The organism is Rhodocytophaga aerolata, from assembly GCF_030503435.1.
In the GTDB taxonomy this organism is placed as follows: domain Bacteria; phylum Bacteroidota; class Bacteroidia; order Cytophagales; family 172606-1; genus Rhodocytophaga; species Rhodocytophaga aerolata.
The window spans coordinates 273,161-293,408 of the sequence record NZ_JAUKPO010000001.1 but is presented as its reverse complement, the minus strand read 5'-3'; the positions used below and the strand labels follow the sequence as shown (position 1 = coordinate 293,408).

Annotated in this window: 15 protein-coding genes; all 15 read left to right on the top strand. The window is 43.2% G+C overall.

The genetic code is table 11. The features are described from left to right. The first annotated feature begins 94 nt into the window (after positions 1–94). Positions 95–2,326, top strand: a complete 2,232-nt coding sequence (locus Q0590_RS01165) for a catalase (RefSeq protein ID WP_302035637.1) — start codon at positions 95–97, stop codon at positions 2,324–2,326. 128 nt (positions 2,327–2,454) lie between these two features. Then, positions 2,455–3,489, top strand: a complete 1,035-nt coding sequence (locus Q0590_RS01160; protein ID WP_302035636.1) for an SDR family oxidoreductase — start codon at positions 2,455–2,457, stop codon at positions 3,487–3,489. A 49-nt stretch (positions 3,490–3,538) separates the two neighbouring features. After that, entirely contained in the window at positions 3,539–4,441 is a 903-nt protein-coding gene (locus Q0590_RS01155; RefSeq protein WP_302035635.1) for an SDR family oxidoreductase, read from the top strand. A gap of 241 nt (positions 4,442–4,682) precedes the next feature. Then, positions 4,683–5,303, top strand: a complete 621-nt coding sequence (locus tag Q0590_RS01150; protein WP_302035634.1) for an START domain-containing protein — start codon at positions 4,683–4,685, stop codon at positions 5,301–5,303. A gap of 287 nt (positions 5,304–5,590) precedes the next feature. Beyond that, the gene (locus Q0590_RS01145) at positions 5,591–8,707 is read left to right on the top strand and encodes a tetratricopeptide repeat protein (protein WP_302035633.1); all 3,117 of its coding nucleotides are present in this window, start codon (positions 5,591–5,593) and stop codon (positions 8,705–8,707) included. Positions 8,708–8,825: 118 nt separating this feature from the next. Further along, positions 8,826–10,481, top strand: a complete 1,656-nt coding sequence (locus tag Q0590_RS01140) for a TonB-dependent receptor (protein ID WP_302035632.1) — start codon at positions 8,826–8,828, stop codon at positions 10,479–10,481. 4 nt (positions 10,482–10,485) lie between these two features. Next, entirely contained in the window at positions 10,486–11,700 is a 1,215-nt protein-coding gene (locus Q0590_RS01135; RefSeq protein ID WP_302035631.1) for an HU domain-containing protein, read from the top strand. A 2-nt stretch (positions 11,701–11,702) separates the two neighbouring features. Continuing rightward, a complete protein-coding gene (locus Q0590_RS01130) occupies positions 11,703–12,386 on the top strand; it encodes a MotA/TolQ/ExbB proton channel family protein (RefSeq protein WP_302035630.1) in 684 nt (227 codons plus the stop codon). Between the two features lie 101 nt (positions 12,387–12,487). Continuing rightward, positions 12,488–12,880 (top strand): ExbD/TolR family protein, encoded by a 393-nt coding sequence (locus Q0590_RS01125; protein WP_302035629.1) that lies wholly within the window; start codon positions 12,488–12,490, stop codon positions 12,878–12,880. Between the two features lie 52 nt (positions 12,881–12,932). Further along, positions 12,933–13,892 (top strand): hypothetical protein, encoded by a 960-nt coding sequence (locus Q0590_RS01120; RefSeq protein WP_302035628.1) that lies wholly within the window; start codon positions 12,933–12,935, stop codon positions 13,890–13,892. A 200-nt stretch (positions 13,893–14,092) separates the two neighbouring features. Further along, positions 14,093–14,878, top strand: coding sequence for a carboxypeptidase-like regulatory domain-containing protein (locus Q0590_RS01115; RefSeq protein WP_302035627.1), 786 nt, complete (start codon positions 14,093–14,095; stop codon positions 14,876–14,878). A gap of 145 nt (positions 14,879–15,023) precedes the next feature. Next, complete coding sequence (locus tag Q0590_RS01110; RefSeq protein ID WP_302035626.1) at positions 15,024–17,636, top strand: T9SS type B sorting domain-containing protein; 2,613 nt, start codon at positions 15,024–15,026, stop codon at positions 17,634–17,636. A 38-nt stretch (positions 17,637–17,674) separates the two neighbouring features. Further along, positions 17,675–18,430: a class I SAM-dependent methyltransferase gene (locus Q0590_RS01105; RefSeq protein WP_302035625.1), complete on the top strand. Its 756-nt coding sequence runs from the start codon at positions 17,675–17,677 to the stop codon at positions 18,428–18,430. 30 nt (positions 18,431–18,460) lie between these two features. After that, entirely contained in the window at positions 18,461–19,222 is a 762-nt protein-coding gene (locus Q0590_RS01100) for an NYN domain-containing protein (RefSeq protein WP_302035624.1), read from the top strand. A gap of 99 nt (positions 19,223–19,321) precedes the next feature. Beyond that, positions 19,322–20,200 (top strand): SDR family oxidoreductase, encoded by an 879-nt coding sequence (locus Q0590_RS01095; protein ID WP_302035623.1) that lies wholly within the window; start codon positions 19,322–19,324, stop codon positions 20,198–20,200. Positions 20,201–20,248: the final 48 nt, after the last annotated feature.

Genomic DNA, 20,248 nt, shown 5'->3' with positions numbered 1-20,248 from the left:
TAAATTAAATTCAGTAAACTATGATCTGCTTACCACACACACACTTTGCTTTTGATACCTCTTAATACATAAATGTTTACTTAACCCAAATTCTATGGAAAACACAGGCAAACCACAACCCAATAATGCTTCTACTGGCGAAAAAGTAGATGAAAATAGCAAAAAGCGGCAACTGGAGCAATTCCAGGAAGAGCCCAAAGACCAGTATATGACCACTGACCAGGGAGTCAGAATCAGTCATACAGACGACTCACTCAAGGCCGGATTCCGTGGCCCTACCCTCATGGAAGACTTCCACTTTCGTGAAAAAATGACCCACCTGGATCATGAGTCTATTCCCGAACGCGTAGTGCATGCCCGTGGCTCAGGTGCGCACGGGTATTTCCAGGTATACGAGCCCCAGACACACCTAACTAAAGCCCAGTTTCTGCAAGATCCTTCTGTTAAAACACCTGTTTTTGTCCGGTTTTCTACCGTAGTAGGCTCCAGAGGATCGGCTGATACCGTTCGGGATGTACGTGGCTTTGCTACCAAATTTTATACCCAGGAGGGTAATTACGATCTGGTAGGCAATAATATGCCTGTATTCTTTATTCAGGATTCTATTAAATTTCCTGACCTGGTGCATGCAATTAAACCTATGCCTGATAACGAAATGCCTCAGGCTTCTGCCGCCCATGATACCTTCTGGGATTTTGCCTCGCTGATGCCTGAAACCGCTCATATGCTGATGTGGGTACTCTCCGACAGAGCTGTTCCCCGTAGTTTCCGCATGATGGAAGGTTTTGGTGTACATACCTTCCGGCTGGTAAATGCGGAGGGTAAAGGAACATTTGTGAAGTTTCATTGGAAGCCACTGCTCGGTGTCCATTCTTTAGTATGGGACGAAGCCCAGAAACTAGCAGGAAAAGATCCGGACTGGCTCCGCAGAGACTTATGGGAAGCAATTGAGATGGGAGACTATGTAGAATTTGAACTGGGGATACAGGCTATTCCGGAAGAAGATGAACATAGTTTTGCTTTTGACATTCTAGATGCTACTAAACTTATTCCAGAAGAATTAGTACCAGTAAAACGAATAGGCAAAATGACGTTGAACCGCAATCCGGATAACTTTTTTGCAGAGACAGAACAGGTTGCGTTCCATCCTGGCAATGTGGTTCCGGGTATAGATTTTACCAACGATCCTTTGTTGCAAGGCCGCTTATTTTCCTACGTAGATACCCAGATCAACCGGTTTAGCAGTGCAAACTTTACGGAGGTGCCCATTAACCGTCCGGTAGTACCTGTTCACAATCAACATGGAGCCGGATTTATGCGGCAAACAATCAGCAAAGGCAAAGTAAACTACTTCCCCAACTCTTTAGGTGGGGGTTATCCCAAAATGGCCTCCGAGCAAGAAGGCGGCTATGTGCACTATACCGAAAAAGTAGAAGGACATAAGGTACGTGAGCGGAGCAAAAGCTTTAAAGACTATTTCAGCCAGGCAACCTTGTTCTGGAACAGTATGTCGGCAGGAGAGAAAAAACGTATCGTACAGGCCCTCCACTTTGAATTGGGCAAAGTAGATTCCAAAGAGGTACGCATGCGGATGGTAAATGAAATACTTAACAATATTAACCACGAGCTGGCTACCATGGTAGCTGAAGGCATAGGTGTAGAGGCTCCTTCAGGTGCAATAGTAAGCAAGGTAAAGGATGCTGCCGGAAGCATAAAAGATAAGGTTGCTCATTCACTTAGCCCAGGGAAAACAGTAGAAGACTCACCTTCCCTTAGCATAGATCGCAACAACAAATCAAACGCCATTAAAAGCCGTAAAGTAGCAGTTCTGGTAGACAATGGCTTTGCTTTTAAAGAGGTAATGTCCATCAAACAAGCTTTAAAGGCACAGGGTGCACAGGCCACAATCGTTTCTATGTTTAAAGGAAAACTGAAAAGTGCTGATGGAGAAGAACTAGAGGTAGATAAAAGCCATATTACAACGGGGTCTATTATGTACGATGCTGTATTTGTGCCAGGTGGAAAGGAAAGTATAGAGAAGCTAAAAAAACAAGGCGATGCACTGCATTTTATTAATGAGGCTTTTAAGCATGGTAAGCCTATTGGAGCCATTAATGAGGGAGTAGACTTGCTGCTGGCATCCAGTATTTCGCAGCTAGTTACCGTAGCTTCCGATGATCAACAGGGTAAACCATTGACCGCCAAAGGTATAGTTACCTTGCGCAACACCGGAGATTTTACAGCTTTTAATGAGGTTTTCCTAAAAGCTATTGCCCAGCACAGACATATTGTGGAACGTGAGGAAAGAGCAATGATACCCGCCTAAATCTAACTTCAGGCAGAAGCACTATTTGCTTCTGCCCATAAGTTACTTACTGATAGATGATGTAACTAAATTCCCCTTCACTAAGTACTGTAACAGTAAAATTAACTACCTAAAACAATATAAATTATATGAAATTAAAACCTCTCGCAGAACAGGTAATCCTGATTACTGGTGCAACTAGTGGTATCGGACTCACTACGGCACGCATGGCAGCCCGGAAAGGCGCAAAAGTAGTATTAGTAGCCCGTAACAGACAAGCATTAGAAGAACTAACCGATGAACTGAATGCCTCCGGCAACAAAGCTATATTTTCCGAAGTAGATGTATCTGACGAAGCGGCATTGCAACAGGCAGCCACAGCCGCTATTCAACGGTTTGGCCGCATAGATACCTGGGTAAACAATGCCGGTGTATCCATTTATGGCAAAATTACAGAAATATCTATGGAAGACCAGCGCCGGTTGTTTGAAACTAATTTCTGGGGCGTTGTCTTAGGGTCACGTATTGCGGTACAGCACTTAGCTGCCCGTGGCGGAGCTATTATTAACATAGGCAGTGTGCTAAGCGACCGTGCCATCTCTTTGCAAGGAACGTACAGTGCCTCCAAACATGCGGTAAAAGGATTTACCGACGCCTTACGTATGGAGTTAGAACAAGATAATTTACCTATTTCTGTAACACTTATTAAGCCTAGTGCCATCAACACGCCGTATCCACAACATGCCAAAAACTACCAGGAGAAAGAAGCGACCTTGCCGCCGCCAGTGTTTGCGCCTGACCTGGTAGCCGAAGCTATTCTGCATTGTGCGGAAAATAGTGTACGCGACTTTACGGTAGGAGAAGGTAAACTGCTGGGTGCTATGGGGCAGGTGGCTCCCCGGCTTATGGATAAGATGATGGAAAAAGATATGTCGAAGCGCCAGTTTAAAGACGAACCTAAGCCCTCTTCCCAGCCCGATGGCCTTTACCAGACACAGTCGGCTTTACAGGAACGGGGAGAGTATGAAGGCATGGTACTGGAAAATAGTTTGCTGCAAAAAGCCAAGCTTAATCCAGTATTAGCTGGTGTAGCCTTAGTAGGAGGAGGCGTAGCATTAGCAGCATTACTCAGCGGCAAAAAGAAACAAATCCATACAGACGAAACGGAGGATATAGATTTTTGATCAGTGACTCTGGAGAAGTGATTCCTATATAAGTTTAAATCTTTTATTTATGCCACAGTCCAAAGAGAATAAACCACAGGCTAATCCAGATCCGCAGCAAAAATACCAGCAGCCTCCCTTCCCGGAACAAAAACAACCGGTACCGGGAACGGATGAGGCTATGCAGCCCAAAGCTGATCATGGAGAAGAATCATATAAAGGTTCAGGGAAGCTGGCAGGCAAAAAAGCCATTATTACTGGTGGCGATTCTGGGATTGGCCGGGCGGTAGCCATTGCTTTTGCCAGGGAAGGCGCTGATGTGTTAATAGCTTACCTGAATGAAGAGCAGGATGCTAAAACTACCGCCAGTTATGTAGAAGAAGCCGGGCGAAAAGCTGTACTGGTTTCAGGAGATATAAGTGAGGAGCAACATTGCCAGGAAATTATCAGGCGGGCAGTAGAAGAACTGGGAGGAATAGATATTCTGGTGAACAATGCGGCTTTTCAGATGGCCCGGCAATCGTTACAGGAGATTCCTAGCGAGGAGTGGGATTATACGTTCCGCACCAATATTTATTCTATGTTTTACCTGTGTAAAGCAGCAGAGCCACATATGAAACCGGGAAGTGCCATTGTAAATACTACATCTGTTAATGCCTATAAGCCAAACCCTTCTTTATTGGCTTATGCAGCCACCAAAGGAGCTATACAGAATTTTACAGCAAATCTGGCACAAATCCTGGCAGATAAAGGAATTCGCGTAAATTGTGTGGCTCCAGGGCCAGTCTGGACGCCGCTAATCCCGGCTACTATGCCTGCCGAAGAGGTACAGAAGTTTGGTGAGTATACGCCTATGAAGCGGCCCGGTCAACCAGTGGAAATGGCTCCTATTTATGTGTTACTGGCGTCCCAGGATGCTAGCTATATATCCGGAGCTACTATACCTGCTACCGGGGGCACGCCAACTATTTAGTAGCTGCTGACTTAGTAAGCTACGTAGCTCCAGAAAAAGAAAAGGAGTTTCCTACTTGGGAATCAAGCAAAGTAAAAGGCCTGAAATGTGTTTTGCTACCTTTTAGCACACACGTTCCGGCCTTTTTTCGATAAGTCTACTGTCGTTCCATCCAAAAGTGTTGTTTCTTATAAACTAATGCTTTAGCTAGCAGTTACTTTATAAAAGATATTAATTATTGCCTCCCTGTTTTCCATCTTCTATGTATACCAGACAAAAAGCTTTACAAATAGCATTCTACTTAATCTGCCTGCTGGCTTTTAGTTGTTTTTCAGCACAGGCACAATGGAATTTGGAAAAGGAGACAAATGGGATCAAAATTTATACAGCCGAATCTAGCACTTCGCCAGTGAAGTCAGTAAAGGTAGAAGCCGTATTTAAAGGAACTTGCCAGAAAATTATTTCTATTCTCAAAGAAGTGGAAAAGCAACCACAGTGGGTATATGCTACTAAGCAAGCCTACCTTATCCAGGAAATTTCTGCTACAGAACTGCTGTATTATGTGGAAACAGCTTTGCCCTGGCCTGCCAGAAACCGGGATGCTGCTGTTCGCATGACCATTGAGCAAACGCCTGCTGACAAGAAGGTAATCATAACCACTATAGGCGAGCCAGAAGCCATTCCAGCTAAAAGCGGAAAAATCCGGGTACCACAGCTAAAAGGTATTTGGCAGGTGAAAGAAGTAGCAGACGGTAAAATCAACATAGAATATATACTGGATTTAAATCCGGGAGGAAGTTTACCTGCCGGGGTGGTAAATCTTTTTGTGACCAAAGGACCATACGAGACTTTTATAAACCTGGCCAAGCTATTAGATAATTAACAGTACTCAAATGGTTGATCTACAAATCTCTTCCAGTTAGTTAGGCTTTCCTACCAAAATATACCAGGTATAAAAGCTATAACAGGTATAAAAGATAGATAAAACACCCATGCTCTCTGTCGGTAAACCAAAGCAATTACAGCAGGCTGAGCATATGCAAAAAATATAGTGATTTTTAACAGGTAACTTCCTTAAATTTCATGGATTTGGTTCACTGTTTGTGTAGCGGTTACAATATTATTTTCTATTTTTGAGTTAAATAGCTAAATCCACATAGTCCATTTTTCATGATTCTTCAGACAATAAAGCCGCTGAGGCTTGGCATTGTTTTTATTGCCTTTCTTCTGTTAGCCAGTCATACCCCTACTACTGCCCAGACTACACTTGCCTACACGGCCGATGATCAGGCTTACCGCACCGGACTTGAGTTAATGGACCGGGAAAAATACAGTGCGGCCCAAAAAGCCTTTCAGGAATATATTAACCTAGGTAAAAATGACCTTAAGTCCATAGAGGCCAAGTATTATATTGCTATTAGTGCTTTGAACCTGTCCAATGCCGATGCCGAACCGATGATTGAGCGGTTTATTGCCGATTATCCTAACCATCCCAAGGCACTGGTGGCCTATTATGAACTGGGAAATTTTTATTTCAATCAGAAGAAGTACGACAAATCCATTGATTATTTTAAAAAAGTAAATGCCCAGCGGCTCAACAGTGAACAGCAGATTGAAGTAGAGTTTAAGCTAGCCTATGCCCATTTCAGCAAGCAGCAGTTTGCCGAGGCAGGCAAGCTATTTAATACCCTGAAACGGACTCAACACAAATACACATATGCCGCCAGTTATTATGCCGGATATATCGAATTCCGGGATGGCAAGTATGATGAAGCCCTGATAGATCTGCGCAAAGCAACAAACAGCGAAGAATACAAGCCCTTAGTGCCGTATATGATTGCCAATATTTATTACAAGCAGCAGCGGTACGATGAACTGATTGCCTATGTAGAGCAAGTAGGTAAAGACAAAACAATCCGTAGCCGCGAAGATATTTCCTTACTGGCAGGGGAAGCCTACTACCGCAAAGGGAACTATGCCAAAGCAGCCGAGTATTTTGAGCAATATGCCGCTGGCACCCGTACCCGGCCTTCTACTGATGTGGCCTACCGCCTGGCTTTTTCTCAATACAAAACCGGTAATTACCCTAAAGCCATTGATAATTTCAAACCGGTAGCCGCAGCCACCAAAGATACCTTATCTCAATATGCTTCGTACCATTTAGGCTTGTCTTACCTGAAAGGGGAAAATAAGCCTTTTGCCATTACTGCCTTTGATGCAGCCCGGAAAGGAAAATACAGCAAAGAAATAGCTGAAGATGCCGCCTTTTACCATGCCAAAGTAAGTTACGATGCCGGCAACAATTCGGAGGCTATTGTGGCTTTAAAAGAATTTACAAAAACCTATCCTGGCAGCAAACATATTTCGGAAGTAAATGAATTGCTGGGTGAGGCGTATCTGAATTCAAATAACTATGCCGAAGCCATTGCCCACATGGAAAGTATTCAGCGGAAAACGCCGCGCATTAACCGGGCTTACCAACGGCTAACATTTAACAGAGGCGTAGAATTATTCAATAACGAACGTTTCGATGAAGCAGTAGATATGTTTGCCCGTTCGCTGAAAACGCCAGAAGATCCTGATCTGAAAATTGCTGCTTATTTCTGGAGCGGAGAAGCATACTCAGCCGCCAGAAAATTTCCTGAAGCCATTAATCAATATGCCGCCGTTTTCCGCGAACCTAGAGCACCAGCTACGGAGTATCATCTGAAGAGCCGTTACGGTATTGGCTATGCGTATTACAATACCAAAGATTATCACAAAGCCCTGGAACACTTCCGGGAATATGTAAACCGGGCTTCCAGCCAGCCGGCTTATAAACAAAACTATACAGATGCCTTACTGCGCCTGGCAGACAGCTATTATGTAACGAAAAACTACAACGAGGCTGTGCGCTTTTACGACCAGGCTATCGCGCAAAATACAACGGATAAAGATTATGCCTTGTATCAGAAAGGAATTGTGCTTACAGCCCTGAACCGCCCAGATGATGCTAAAAAAGCCTATGACCAGGTAGTATCCCAGCATCCCAAGTCCCGCTATGCCGAAACGGCTTCTTACCAGAAAGCTGATGCTGATTTTGAAAAAGGTTCGTATGAAGCGGCCATTCAAGGGTATTCCAGCCTGATAGAAAAGCAGCCCAATAGCCCGGTATTACCCTATGCCTATTTACGGAGAGCCTTATCGTACAGCAATTTAAAAAATTACGATAAAGCCATAGCCGATTATCAGGTAATTCTCAATCAGTATACAGCGCACAAAACTTCAACCGATGCTTTGCTGGGTTTACAGGAAGCACTGGCGAATGCCGGAAGAGGAGAAGAATTTGGGACCTATCTGGCTAAATACAAAAAAGCCAATCCACAGAACGATGCTGTAGAAAATATTGAATTTGAGGCGGCCAAAACCCTCTATTTTTCAGAAAAATACCAGAAAGCCATCGACAGCTTTAATGCCTATCTGGGCCAGTATCCTGGCAATGTATTAAGCTTTGATGCGAAATATTATATAGCTGAATCATATTTGCGGTTAAATGACTTGAGTAATGCCAGGCAATATTACGGCCAGGTGTTGAGTGAAAGAAAAAGCCAGTTTGTACCCAGAGCCGTTTCCCGGATGGCTGAATTGGAATTGACTGCGAAGAACTATCCACAGGCTGTGAACTTTTACTTGCAATCGCTGGCCAATGCCCGCAACAAGCGGGACCAGTTTTCTGCCTGGACGGGTTTGATGGATGCCTATTTCGGACAAAATAAATACGATTCAGTCGTGTATTTTGCGGATCAGATTGTTAATACTGGCAATGCTACCCTAAGTGCCCAGAATAAAGCCCTGCTGTACCGGGGTAAAGCCGCCTATGCACAAGGGAATTATGACAGGGCCATAGATGAGTTTCTGAAAACCTTAAATTCAGCACAAGATGAAAACGGTGCGGAAGCCCAGTATCTGATGGGAGAGGCTCAATACAAACAGAAGCAGTATAAGCAATCCTTAGAAACAATGTTTCAGCTGAACAAAAATTTTGCAGCCTATGAAAAATGGCGGGGCAAAGGATTTTTACTGATGGCCGATAACTACGCTGCCCTGAATGAAGTGTTCCAGGCGAAAGCTACTTTAAATTCTATTATAGAAAATGCGCCGGATCAGGAACTGGTAGCTGCTGCTAAAGCTAAATTAAAGGAACTAGACTCCAGACCACAGCAAACAGCCACGCCTGATACTTCTGAATTTCTGTTAGATGATGAAACAGAGGAAGATGATTCTGACGAAGATCAGGTAAATAAATAAAGGTAACGTCTGCCAGTAGGTTAGCAGGCTTTATATGCTTTGCCTACCAAACAGGCAGGTATATCGCAAGGTGTACACAAGAAATTTTTAAAAAGAAATAGCCGGGTTTCCCATTAAAATGAATACATTCAAGAAAGTAAGTTTACTTATTGTTGCCCTATCCATAAGTTCTGCTGCTGTTGCGCAGGTTACCCGTGACGACCGCGGTGAAATTGAAGATGCAGAAATTGTTATTGAAAAAAACAAATCTTTAGAACTCCCCGAAGCAAACCGGAACTTTGAAAAAATTACGGCGCCAGTCCGCCAGCCAGATCCGGTGCTGCAAGACTACCAGTACATAGACCGGAACGTACGTTTACCCGACCTAAATCCTAAGTTCCGGGTGTTGCAAATGCCTGTGGAACCTCCCAAAAAACTGACAGGCAATTATATAAAAGCTGGTATAGGCAATTACCTAACTACGTATCTGGATGGCTATTTTAATTCTACCCGTAACTCTGACTATAGCTATGGGTTGCGTGTTAAACACCTGGCCTCTGGCTATGGACCAGTAGATAAACAAAATTCTGGTAGCAGTGAAAATATGATTGGCGTGCATGGACGGTATTTTACCGATGCCCTTACGGCAGGCGCAGCCCTCGAATATACCCGTGAACGGTATAACTATTATGGCTATAACCAGAGTAAAGAAGTAGACCGGGATGATATCAAACAAGTATACAATACCATAGCCATAAAAACCAATTTTGTCAATAGCAATACCAAGTCTCCTCTGGATTACCGGCTGGACGTAAACCTGTTTAATTTAAGTGATGCCTATAGTGCCAAAGAATTTGAGATAGGCGGCCAGTTTAAAGGCAGTTATAAAGTAACCGATAACATCTCTGCGCTGCTCAACACCGATCTGTTTTTTACCCGCCGTACTGATTCGGCAGCTATCACCCGCAATTTTTTTAGGGTAAAACCAGCTGTTCAATACAAAGCAGATGCCCTTACTTTAACTGCCGGGCTGAACCTGGTCTATGAAAATGATACGACTGTTGACCAGTCGAATGTGCATGTTTACCCGGCTTTACAGGGCGAATATGTATTGTTTGAAGCCTTTACGTTGTTTGCCGGATTTGAAGGCGATATGCAGCGGACTACCTTACGCCAGTTTGTCAAAGAAAATCCGTTCCTTGGCCAAAACATTCCGCTGTTCCATACCAATAAATCAAGGGATTTGTATGCAGGTATTAAAGGTGATTTAGGCGGGGGACTGGCTTTTGCTACCCGTGTTGGCTTCGCCAGTTATAAAAACTTATACTTCTTTGTAAATGGTAACCCCGATACCTCCAGGTTCGATATTCAGTACGAGCGCGATTTTACCAATGTATTGAACTTTATAGGAGAGCTTAGCTATACCTATGCGGAAAAATTCAAGCTTAACTTAAAAGCAGATATTGCTAACTATGGCCGGCAGAGTAAGCAGGAAGCCTGGCACCGCCCTTTGCTTACCACCACATTGTTAGGAAGTTATAATTTTAATAATAAACTGTTTTTAAATTCAGAAATCTATTACCTTGGCGGAATTAAAGCGAAAAATTTCGTAAGTAATGAAACCGTTGATTTAGATCCCATTCTGGACCTGAATATCAAGGCCGATTATTTATTCTTTGATAAATTTTCTGCATTTTTGTCTTTCAACAATTTGCTTTCCTCAAAGTACCAGAGGTACTTATACTATCCAAGCAGAGGTTTGAATATACTTGCCGGTTTGACATATACCTTCTAATCATATGGTGGAGAAACATATAAAAAACTTATTATTTGAATATGATTGTGTAGTGATCCCTGAATTTGGCGGGTTCATTGCCAATTATGTGAGTGCCGAAATTCATCCCGTAACTCATACCTTTTTGCCGCCTTCCAAGCACATCGCCTTCAACGAGATGCTGAAGCTTAACGACGGCCTGTTAACCAGTCAGATTGCCAGCAGTGAGAACATGAGCCGGGAAGATGCCTTACAGGTGATCCGTGATTTTATAAACCAGGTAAAAACGGAAATCGGGCAGAAGGATAAATATGTTTTTAATGAAATAGGTACCCTGTATCTCAATCATGAGCAGAAGCTACAGTTTGAGCCAGATACCACTATCAATTATCTGAGTGGCAGCTTTGGGTTACCCAAGCTTGAGTACAAACCCATTGAACGGGTGGCTACCCATAATAAATTTAAAACCAAAGACCGTGCTGCCATGGTACATGATGAAAACTACAGCGACGAAGAAGAGGGAGTTTTTTATCCGGAGCAACCCAGAAGATCGCGTACCAGATTGTTGTTAGCTATTGTTGTTCCCGGGTTGTTGCTGCTTGCCGGTGGTGCCGGGTACTTCTTGTTCTTAGGTGATGGCCGCAATGCCCTTAGTAGTTTCGATCCTTTTCTAGCTTTGAAAACCAATATTGAGGCAGAAAAACCAGCTACTACAGAAGAACCCATAGATGATTCTTTCCTATATGCAGATACTACTTTAGCACAAAGCCAGGAAGCCACTGCACTTACTGAACCCCTTTCTGAAGATGTAACTACTTCGGAACCAGAGGCAACAACAGCTACTGACGTAACAACTGAAGAATGGAGCACAGCATCTGCATCACCAGAGCCTGCTCCTACGGAAGTGAGAGAAATCAGCAAACCTGCAAAAAAAGAAATCGCCGAGAGCCCGGTAATTGTTGAAAAAACTGCTGAAAGCAACGAAAGTGTTGCTACTCCCAGTACACCAGCCCGGTATTATGTTATTATTGGTGGATTCTCTGTAGAAAAGAATGCCTATAAGTTACGTAATCAGCTGGTAGCGAAAGGTAATACTGGAGCAAGAGTTATTATGCCTAAAATGGCTGGTAACTTAATGAAAGTATCTTATACAGATTTTGATACATTTAATGCTGCTGCAGAAAAGGCACAAGAGTTGAAAGCAGAATATGGTAATTCAGTTTGGGTTTTTAAATATTAACAATGCATTTTTTACAGATTACCACAACAGATTCTCTAAGTACAGCTACAGCCGATAACGGCGTGTCACTGTTAGATTTGACATTAAGCGGAGGACTCATGATGATTCCTCTTTTTATTCTTTCTATTGTTGCTGTATACATCTTTATAGAGAGATTATTAATTATCCAGAAAGCATCCAAAACACCCACCGGACTGATGGAACGGGTAAAAAGTTTGGTGCTGAATGGCGATATGGTTAGTGCCCGGCTGCTTTGCAATCAAACAGATACTCCCATTGCCCGCATGCTGGAGAAAGGTATATCCAGAATAGGCAGCCCGCTTAAAAATATAGAGGCTTCTATAGAGAATGTGGGTAAAATAGAGATTTATAACCTGGAAAAAAACTTATCGTTGCTGGCTACTGTAGCCGGTGCTGCTCCGATGGTGGGTTTCTTGGGTACGGTTACCGGGATGATTCAAGCGTTTATTGCCATTGCCCAGGAAGAAGGCACAGTAAGCCCTAAGTTACTCTCCGGAGGTATCTACGAGGCCATGATTACGACAGCTGCCGGTCTAATTGTGGGTATTATTGCGTATCTGGCGTATAATTATCTGGTGGCACGTGTACAAAAACTGATTTTCAGTATGGAGTATTCTTCGGTAGAGTTTATAGACCTGCTTCAGGAACCCGATAAGGTACGGTAATCCATTTGAAAATGTGGGAATATGATAATTTGAAAATTTCTTCGTTAATCTAACACTATCATTTTTTACATTTTCAAATTCTCTAATGTTCAAATTAAGGTATGGCGCTTCAATCAAAAAATAAAGTAGATCCCAGCTTCAGCTTATCCTCCATGACAGACATGGTGTTTCTGTTGCTGATTTTTTTCATGCTCACCTCTTCTTTCGTTACGCCTTCTGGTTTGCCGGTAAGTTTGCCTAGCAGTAAAGCTTCCAATATTGAAATTCAGAAAGTGAGCGTTACGGTTACCAAAGACTTGCAATTTTATGTGAACGACAAAAAAACTACGGAAGCAGGTATAGAAAGTGATTTGCGTCAGGCATTGGCTGGCGGGGAAGAAGGCGCCGTTATTCTGCATGTAGATGAATCAGTTCCGGTAAAGTATGTAACCAAAATCGGAGGAATAGCCACTTCTTTAAAAGCTAAGGTTTCCATAGCAACGAAACCGGAATAGCTTTTGTGGTGTTAAAGAAGGAATAAGCTCATTTACTCATTAATTAGTTTTTATGGCACCAGATAGAAAAGAAGAAAAGCAGAGAAAAACAGCCATGGCCATAAGCGTAGCTTTGCATGCCGGATTACTGCTGCTGTTTTTCTTCATTATGGCCTGGCGTGCTCCCGATCCGCCCCTGCCAGAATATGGCATTGAACTCAACTTTGGTACCGATGAAGCTGGAAGTGGTAACGTACAGTCGCTTGCACCGGCCAATACAAATCCGCCAAATGAGGCTGCCAAACCCAACCCACCTGCTTCACAGCCAGAACCTGTAAAAACTTCTCCAGCCCCTCCGGCAGAAACTTTGCCAGAGGCAGATGTACCAGATGTACCAGATGTAGTACCGGTTGAAACAGAAAGCCCGGTGGTGGTTGAAAAGAAGCCGGAAAAGAAAAAAGAGGAACCTGTTGTAAAAAAAGAGCCAGAGAAAAAACCTGAGCCAGTAATAGCTAAAACAGAACCAGAAGAAAAACCAGAGCCTGAAAAAAAACCTGAAACACCTAAACCCGTCGTTAACAACGATGCGTTAATGACAAAAAGTGACGGGGCAGGTGGAAAAGAAGGTGGTACCAGCGACAAAGTAGCTGGCAACAATAATGGTGATAAAACAGGGAAAGTAGGAGATCAAGGGAATCCGGAAGGAAAGCTGGATGCGAAAGCCTTATATGGTACGCCAGGTGGTGGAGGAGGTGGAACAGGACCAGCCTACAATATACGGGGTTGGGCACCAGATACCCGGCCAAACGTAAATGATGGTTCAGACGAAAGCGGCAAAATTGTATTTCAGGTAAAAATAGATGATGAAGGGAGAATAATCTCTGTTGTGCCTGTAGAAAAAACGGTGAGTCCGGCAGTAGTGGCCTTCTATAAAAGAGAGGTAGAAAAGCTTACTTTCAGCCCAACCGCTGACAATACGGTACCCGCACCTATATCTTCCGGAACTATTACGTTCATCATCCGTTCCAGATAAACATACTTTGTGTAATTTTAACGGCCCTCACTGTTTTACCAACAAGTGAGGGCTTTCGACTTCTGCATCAGACAGATATGCTAACTAAAGCCTTTGGCAGAAATTATAGGCTGGCTACACCACTGGTGCAATTATTGTCGTATATTGTAAAAGGCATGTGCAGAAACAGCAGTTACTGGCCTAACTTAAAACCTACGTATATGAAATTGTTCATTCAATCAGTTCTATTTATTCTCTTCATCCTTGCCGCTATACAAGTAAATGCCCAGCAACAGCCTGCCAATAAAATTCAGCTTTCCGGCTATATTCTGAATAAAGAAGATGCTGCTCCCATACCAGGCGTACACGTTCTGAATAATAAGAGTAAAATAGGTGCTATCAGTGACGATAAAGGATACTTTAGTATTGCTATGAACCAGGCAGATACCATCCTTTTTTCAGCTATTGGCTATGAAACGCATACCCTTATACTGGATGCTTCTACGAATACAATTAATCCCTTGGTTGAAATTAGGTTAAGTCCCAAAACCTATCAGTTACAGGAGGTAGATGTACGGGCAATTCCGACGGAGGAGAGGTTCAAAAAGGATTTTCTGGCATTGGAATTACCTGACCAGCCACAGTTGGGTTTGCCCCAAATAAGAGGTCAAAAGCTGGCAGACGGCATTTATACTATCCCGACAGGAGGTATAGCTATTTCCGGTCCGTTCAGTTTCTTCTATAATAAACTAAGCCGGGAAGCAAAGGAAATCAAAAAAGCAAATAGCCTCTTTAGCGCCGAAGCCCGCAAAAAAGTATACGACTCCAAATTCAATGCACAGCTTGTACAGCGGGTCACTGGGTTAAAAGATAAAGATCTGGAAGAGTTCATGAAGTATTGTAAACTTTCTGAAGCTCAGGTAGTGAATGCACAAAATGAATACGAAATAGTAGTAGCCATCAACGATTGTTATAAAAGCTTCAAAGAAACCCGCAATATGAATTGATAGTTGTATTGAGGCTCTCACCCTTCTTACTTACATATATCTGATGAAGTGTATAGGTTGCTTTATCTGCTATAGCCTCTTTTGCCTTACTTGTACTTATGCCCAGCGGGAAACAACCAAGTGGCTGCTGGGTAACAAAATAACAGTGGATTTCAACCAGAGCCCTCCCCAGGTAACAATTGATCCGCAGGCACCGCAGGTATTCAGCCAGCAACTAGCCTCTATCTGTGATAACGAAGGCAACCTGCTGTTCTATACAGATAGCCAGACGGTATGGAACAAGCAAAACCAGGTAATGGCGAATGGTACCAACATTGGGGGCGAAAGGCTACGAAAGGTAATTATTATTCCAGCGCCAGGTAAAGCAGGAAAGTACTACATTTTTACCCTTGGTTTTATAAATGCTGTGGGCGATTATTTTATTGATCAGCACCTGGTATATGCTTTAGTAGATGTGGAAGCTAACAACGGAGCAGGAGCCGTATTGGAGAAAAATAAAATTCTCTATAAAAATCTTCATGGAAGTTTCACGATATCTGCCAAATGTGCCAATGATATTTATTGGCTGGTAGGCGAGACTAACGAAAGTGTAGTATCAGGTATTGCCACTGACCGCATATATGCTTACCGGATTGATGCTAATGGTGTTTCTGAGTCGCCTATTATCTCATCTCCCATTCGTATGAGTAGTTCTGGTGGTTATAAGTTTTCCCCCACTTCCGATAAATTGGTTTTCAGCTATGAAGGAACTGGCCCATCGGCTACGGTTATTGCCGATTTTGATCAGCTTACCGGAAAAGTTACTAACCTCCGGAGAATTGCTTCATGTTGTGCACATGTAGCCGAATTTTCCAGTAATGGAACAATGCTCTATCTTAGTCAGGATTCTACCTTATTGCAGTTCGACATGCGGAATGGAGACCAAAATGCTATACTAAACTCAAGAAATGTTATCAGCAACAGTGGCTCCTATATTGGTGGATTACAACTGGCTCCCGATGGCAAAATTTATATATCCCGGGCCAATACCAAAGCATTATCTGTCATAGAAAAGCCTGAACAACCAGGAGAGGAATGTATGTATACACCCGGAGGCTTACCTTTGGGTACCGATGCTCCGTATTATTTGCCTTCTTTTGCCTCAAATTTATTGTATAATAGTCCAGTCAACAGGGCTTTAGCAGGTGAGGACAAAATACTTTGTGTCAATGAAAGTATCCGGCTAGGAAATGTTTCTCAAGCCAATACAACATACCGATGGGAGCCTGCCAACTTTCTGACAGATGCTACTAGTGCCAACCCTACTTTTCAATACACAAATCCAACAGATACAGTAGTTGTGCTCACTTACCAGGTTACTGTGAATGATGGAATCTGTCCACGGTCTGATGTGGTACATGTAACGGTGCACCCTTTGCCTAACCCACCTCAAATCATAGGCAATCTGGTGGTATGTCCTGGTACACAAGGTGTGAGTTACCAGGTGGAGAATGCTACTCCAGAAAGTACGTATAAGTGGAATATACAAAGGGGCACTATCCTAGCAGGGCAGGGGACCCAGGGTATTCTGGTAAACTGGGATTCAATCCGCGTAGATGCTTCTATTGAGGTAATAGCTACCAATGCAGCCGGCTGTACCAGCCAGACATTACTTCAGGTACGTGTAACCGAGCGATTAAAGCCAGGTATACCCCAGGGTGCTACGCAACTCTGCTTAAGCAATAAAGATGGGCAAGTATACAACGTGCCTTATACAAATGGCTCCCTATATACCTGGGGAATAAAGGGAGGTGTGCTACTATCCGGGCAGGGTACAGCTCAGGTTACAGTAAACTGGGACAGTGAAGGCATACATCAGCTTTGGCTGCAAGAAGACAACAGGACTGCAAAAGCAAGCTGCTATGGGACATCCGATACATTAACAGTAACTGTAGAGGCCACTCCATTTTCATTGAATTTAAACTTTGTTAGTATCCCTACAGAAAAAAATAATCAGGTGCAGGTGCAAGGGCAAATATCCGGATTTTTTGATTTTACTGATTCTGTTCGTATTTACAGGCGTCAGCAAGGAGCAGTTAACTGGATGAAGGTAGCAAGCATACGACCAACAGATACGCTGTTTACCTATGTAGATGAAGAAATTACCAGCGAAAACAACCCCTATGCCTATAAACTGGCTGGTTTAACTATGTGCAATGAACCTGTTGAGAGTACGATACATCAAACAATCCGTTTATCGGCTACGGTAACAGAAGCCATGAATCAGATCCACCTTTCCTGGAATGCGTATGAAGGATGGGGAAACAGGCTGGCAGTCTACCAGGTATGGCGTCGTGTGGATGAAGAAACAGATTATACAGTATGGGCAACCTTGCCAGCAGATGTGCTAACCTATACATCAGCTGATATAACGGATGGATTTATACACCATTACCGGATAAAAGCCGTTGAACATACTACAGGCTATGAATCATGGTCTACAACAGCTACACTGGAGTTTTTGCACGCCTTAGGTATTCCTAATGTATTTACACCCAATGGAGATGGCACCAATGATACATTTGAAATAAAAAATATACACCTGTACCCGGAAAATGAATTAGTGATTTATAACCGGTGGGGAAGAGAAATATACCGGAAACAGAATTATGAAGGAAACTGGCAGGCAGAAGGCATGCAAAACGGCATATATTTTTATGAATTCTCTACAAAGCAACTTGCCACCTATCGCAAAGGTATGGTGCAAATTCTGCGATAGATCCTAAACAATTTAGAAAGGATACCGCTTACGCTACTATGTACAACTATGTAAAATCTATTCATGTTTTTCTTTTCTTCTTGCTTCTTTGCAGTCAGGGAGCTTGTGCGCAGAAAAGAGCGGAAAAAGGTAAGGCTAACCAGGCAGATAGTATTTACCAGTATAAAGCTTCCCAAAGCCCGGATGGTACCGGTAAATATTATATGGGCCGTGAAATTGCCCAGGTCATGGGCCATCAGGGAGCCAGCTGGCTGGAACGGCCCGGGCGTGAAAAAGAAGAGCGGACAGATGTACTCCTGCAAGCATTGCAACTAAAATCCACAGATGTAGTAGCTGATATTGGGGCAGGCACTGGCTATTTTACTTTCCGCATCAGCCCATTGGTTCCGCAAGGCAAAGTTATGGCCGTAGACATTCAACAGGAAATGATTGACTACCTGAATACAAATAAGGCCAAACAAAAGGCCACAAATGTAGAAGCCGTATTAGGCACAATTCAAGATCCAAACCTTCCGCCTGCTAGTGTAGACCTTGTTTTGTTTGTAGACGCTTACCATGAGTTTTCGCATCCCAGAGAAATGATGCAAGCAATAGCAAAGTCACTAAAGCCTGGTGGCCGGGTAGCTCTGGTAGAATACCGGGCCGAAGATCCGGATGTGCCCATTCGCCCACGCCACAAAATGACTATAGCCCAGGCCGCCAAAGAAATGGAAGCTGTAGGCTTAAAATTAAAAAACACTTCAGATGTATTACCACAACAGCATTTATTATTTTTCGAAAAAGCGACAAACTAACCTACACAACGCCCTTATGGGGATATTTACATGGAACAAGATATAAAACTAGCTGTCTTAATTGATGGCGATAACATTCCTTCAGCTTATATAAAAGAGATGATGGAAGAGATAGCTAAATACGGGAATCCCACAATCAAGCGCATTTATGGCGACTGGACCCGGCCCCATCTGGCTCAATGGAAAAATGTGCTACTGGAAAATGCAATTATCCCTATGCAGCAATACGGATATACCTCCGGGAAGAACGCAACAGATTCCGCTATGATTATAGATGCAATGGATATTTTATATTCCGGCAAAGTAGATGGCTTTTGCTTAGTGTCCAGCGACAGCGATTTTACCAGGCTGGCCACAAGGCTGAGAGAGGCAGGCATGAAAGTTTACGGGTTAGGTGAGAAGAAAACCCCTGAGCCATTTATTGTGGCTTGCGATAAATTTATCTATATAGAAATACTAAGAAACCAGTCCAAAGAAACAGATTCCGCACCCGGTAAACCCAAAACAACTAAAAAGGAAGAAGTAGAACGGATTACACCTAAAGTGATCAAACTCATTGCTTCTACCATAGAGGACCTGGCTGATGAAGATGGCTGGGCATTTCTGGGTGATGTAGGAAGCCTGCTACAGAAAAAGCAACCCAACTTCGATTCCCGTAACTACGGGTTTGAAAAATTAACGCCTTTAATTAATTCTGTCGGCAAGTTTGAAATAGAACAGCGGGAAAATTACAAGGGCAAATATAAACTGATCTATGTCCGGAATAAGCAAGCAGACCGGCTAGTAACTTAACCGGCAACTGGTATTTCTTCTATTTTTCTACAGTAATACTCAACTCCTTTTACACAGATACGTTGAGAAGGGAAGTAGAAAATTAAATACAGAAGAAATATGGCAAATCAATCAACAGCAGGTAACAAACCAGACGCTGTACCGGCACAAAAGCAGGACCAGCAACCAGGTATAGAGCAGCAAATGAGTCCTAAACCGGAAGTAATCCGGCCTAATTATAAAGGTAGCGATAAGTTATTGAATAAGGTAGCACTTATTACCGGAGGCGATAGTGGCATTGGGCGATCAGTGGCTGTGCATTTTGCCCGTGAAGGAGCAGATGTAGTTATTGTGTATAAAGAAGAAAACGAAGATGCCCAGGAAACAAAGGCTATGGTTGAAAAAGAAGGCAGAAGGTGTACCATTATTGCCGGTGACATAGGCCGGGAAGACTTCTGCCAGGAAATAGTACGGCAAACAGTAGCCAGCTTTGGTAAGTTAAATATTGTTGTGAACAACGCAGCTGAGCAGCACCCCAAAGACAATATAGAAGACATTACTACTGAAAATCTGGAAAGCACATTCCGGACGAATATTCTGTCGATGTTTCATATTGTAAAGGCTGCTATGCCTCATCTACAGGCCGGTGACAGCATTATTAATACTACCTCTGTTACGGCTTACCGAGGCAGTGAGCACTTGATAGATTATTCTTCTACCAAAGGAGCGATTAATTCATTTACCCGGTCTTTGTCTAAAAACCTGGCAGAGAAAAATATACGTGTAAATGCTGTAGCCCCAGGTCCCATCTGGACTCCGCTGATTCCGGCTACCTTTACTGCTGAACAAGTAGCAAAGTTCGGACAAGACGTACCCTTAGGGAGGCCAGGGCAGCCGTCCGAAGTAGGGCCAAGTTTTGTGTTCTTAGCTTCAGACGACGCCTCTTACATGACCGGGCAAATACTACATCCGAATGGCGGCGAAATAGTGAATGCGTAGCGCATCATTCAGAATCTTTCGCATAAAAGCATTATAAAACCCGCTAGC

What these genes read in the sequence shown, in the direction of transcription:
- Q0590_RS01165 (WP_302035637.1), top strand. Translation starts at nt 95, where the DNA reads ATGGAAAACACAGGCAAACCACAACCCAATAATGCTTCTACTGGCGAA.
- Q0590_RS01160 (WP_302035636.1), top strand. Translation starts at nt 2,455, where the DNA reads ATGAAATTAAAACCTCTCGCAGAACAGGTAATCCTGATTACTGGTGCA.
- Q0590_RS01155 (WP_302035635.1), top strand. Translation starts at nt 3,539, where the DNA reads ATGCCACAGTCCAAAGAGAATAAACCACAGGCTAATCCAGATCCGCAG.
- Q0590_RS01150 (WP_302035634.1), top strand. Translation starts at nt 4,683, where the DNA reads ATGTATACCAGACAAAAAGCTTTACAAATAGCATTCTACTTAATCTGC.
- Q0590_RS01145 (WP_302035633.1), top strand. Translation starts at nt 5,591, where the DNA reads ATGATTCTTCAGACAATAAAGCCGCTGAGGCTTGGCATTGTTTTTATT.
- Q0590_RS01140 (WP_302035632.1), top strand. Translation starts at nt 8,826, where the DNA reads ATGAATACATTCAAGAAAGTAAGTTTACTTATTGTTGCCCTATCCATA.
- Q0590_RS01135 (WP_302035631.1), top strand. Translation starts at nt 10,486, where the DNA reads ATGGTGGAGAAACATATAAAAAACTTATTATTTGAATATGATTGTGTA.
- Q0590_RS01130 (WP_302035630.1), top strand. Translation starts at nt 11,703, where the DNA reads ATGCATTTTTTACAGATTACCACAACAGATTCTCTAAGTACAGCTACA.
- Q0590_RS01125 (WP_302035629.1), top strand. Translation starts at nt 12,488, where the DNA reads ATGGCGCTTCAATCAAAAAATAAAGTAGATCCCAGCTTCAGCTTATCC.
- Q0590_RS01120 (WP_302035628.1), top strand. Translation starts at nt 12,933, where the DNA reads ATGGCACCAGATAGAAAAGAAGAAAAGCAGAGAAAAACAGCCATGGCC.
- Q0590_RS01115 (WP_302035627.1), top strand. Translation starts at nt 14,093, where the DNA reads ATGAAATTGTTCATTCAATCAGTTCTATTTATTCTCTTCATCCTTGCC.
- Q0590_RS01105 (WP_302035625.1), top strand. Translation starts at nt 17,675, where the DNA reads ATGTACAACTATGTAAAATCTATTCATGTTTTTCTTTTCTTCTTGCTT.
- Q0590_RS01100 (WP_302035624.1), top strand. Translation starts at nt 18,461, where the DNA reads ATGGAACAAGATATAAAACTAGCTGTCTTAATTGATGGCGATAACATT.
- Q0590_RS01095 (WP_302035623.1), top strand. Translation starts at nt 19,322, where the DNA reads ATGGCAAATCAATCAACAGCAGGTAACAAACCAGACGCTGTACCGGCA.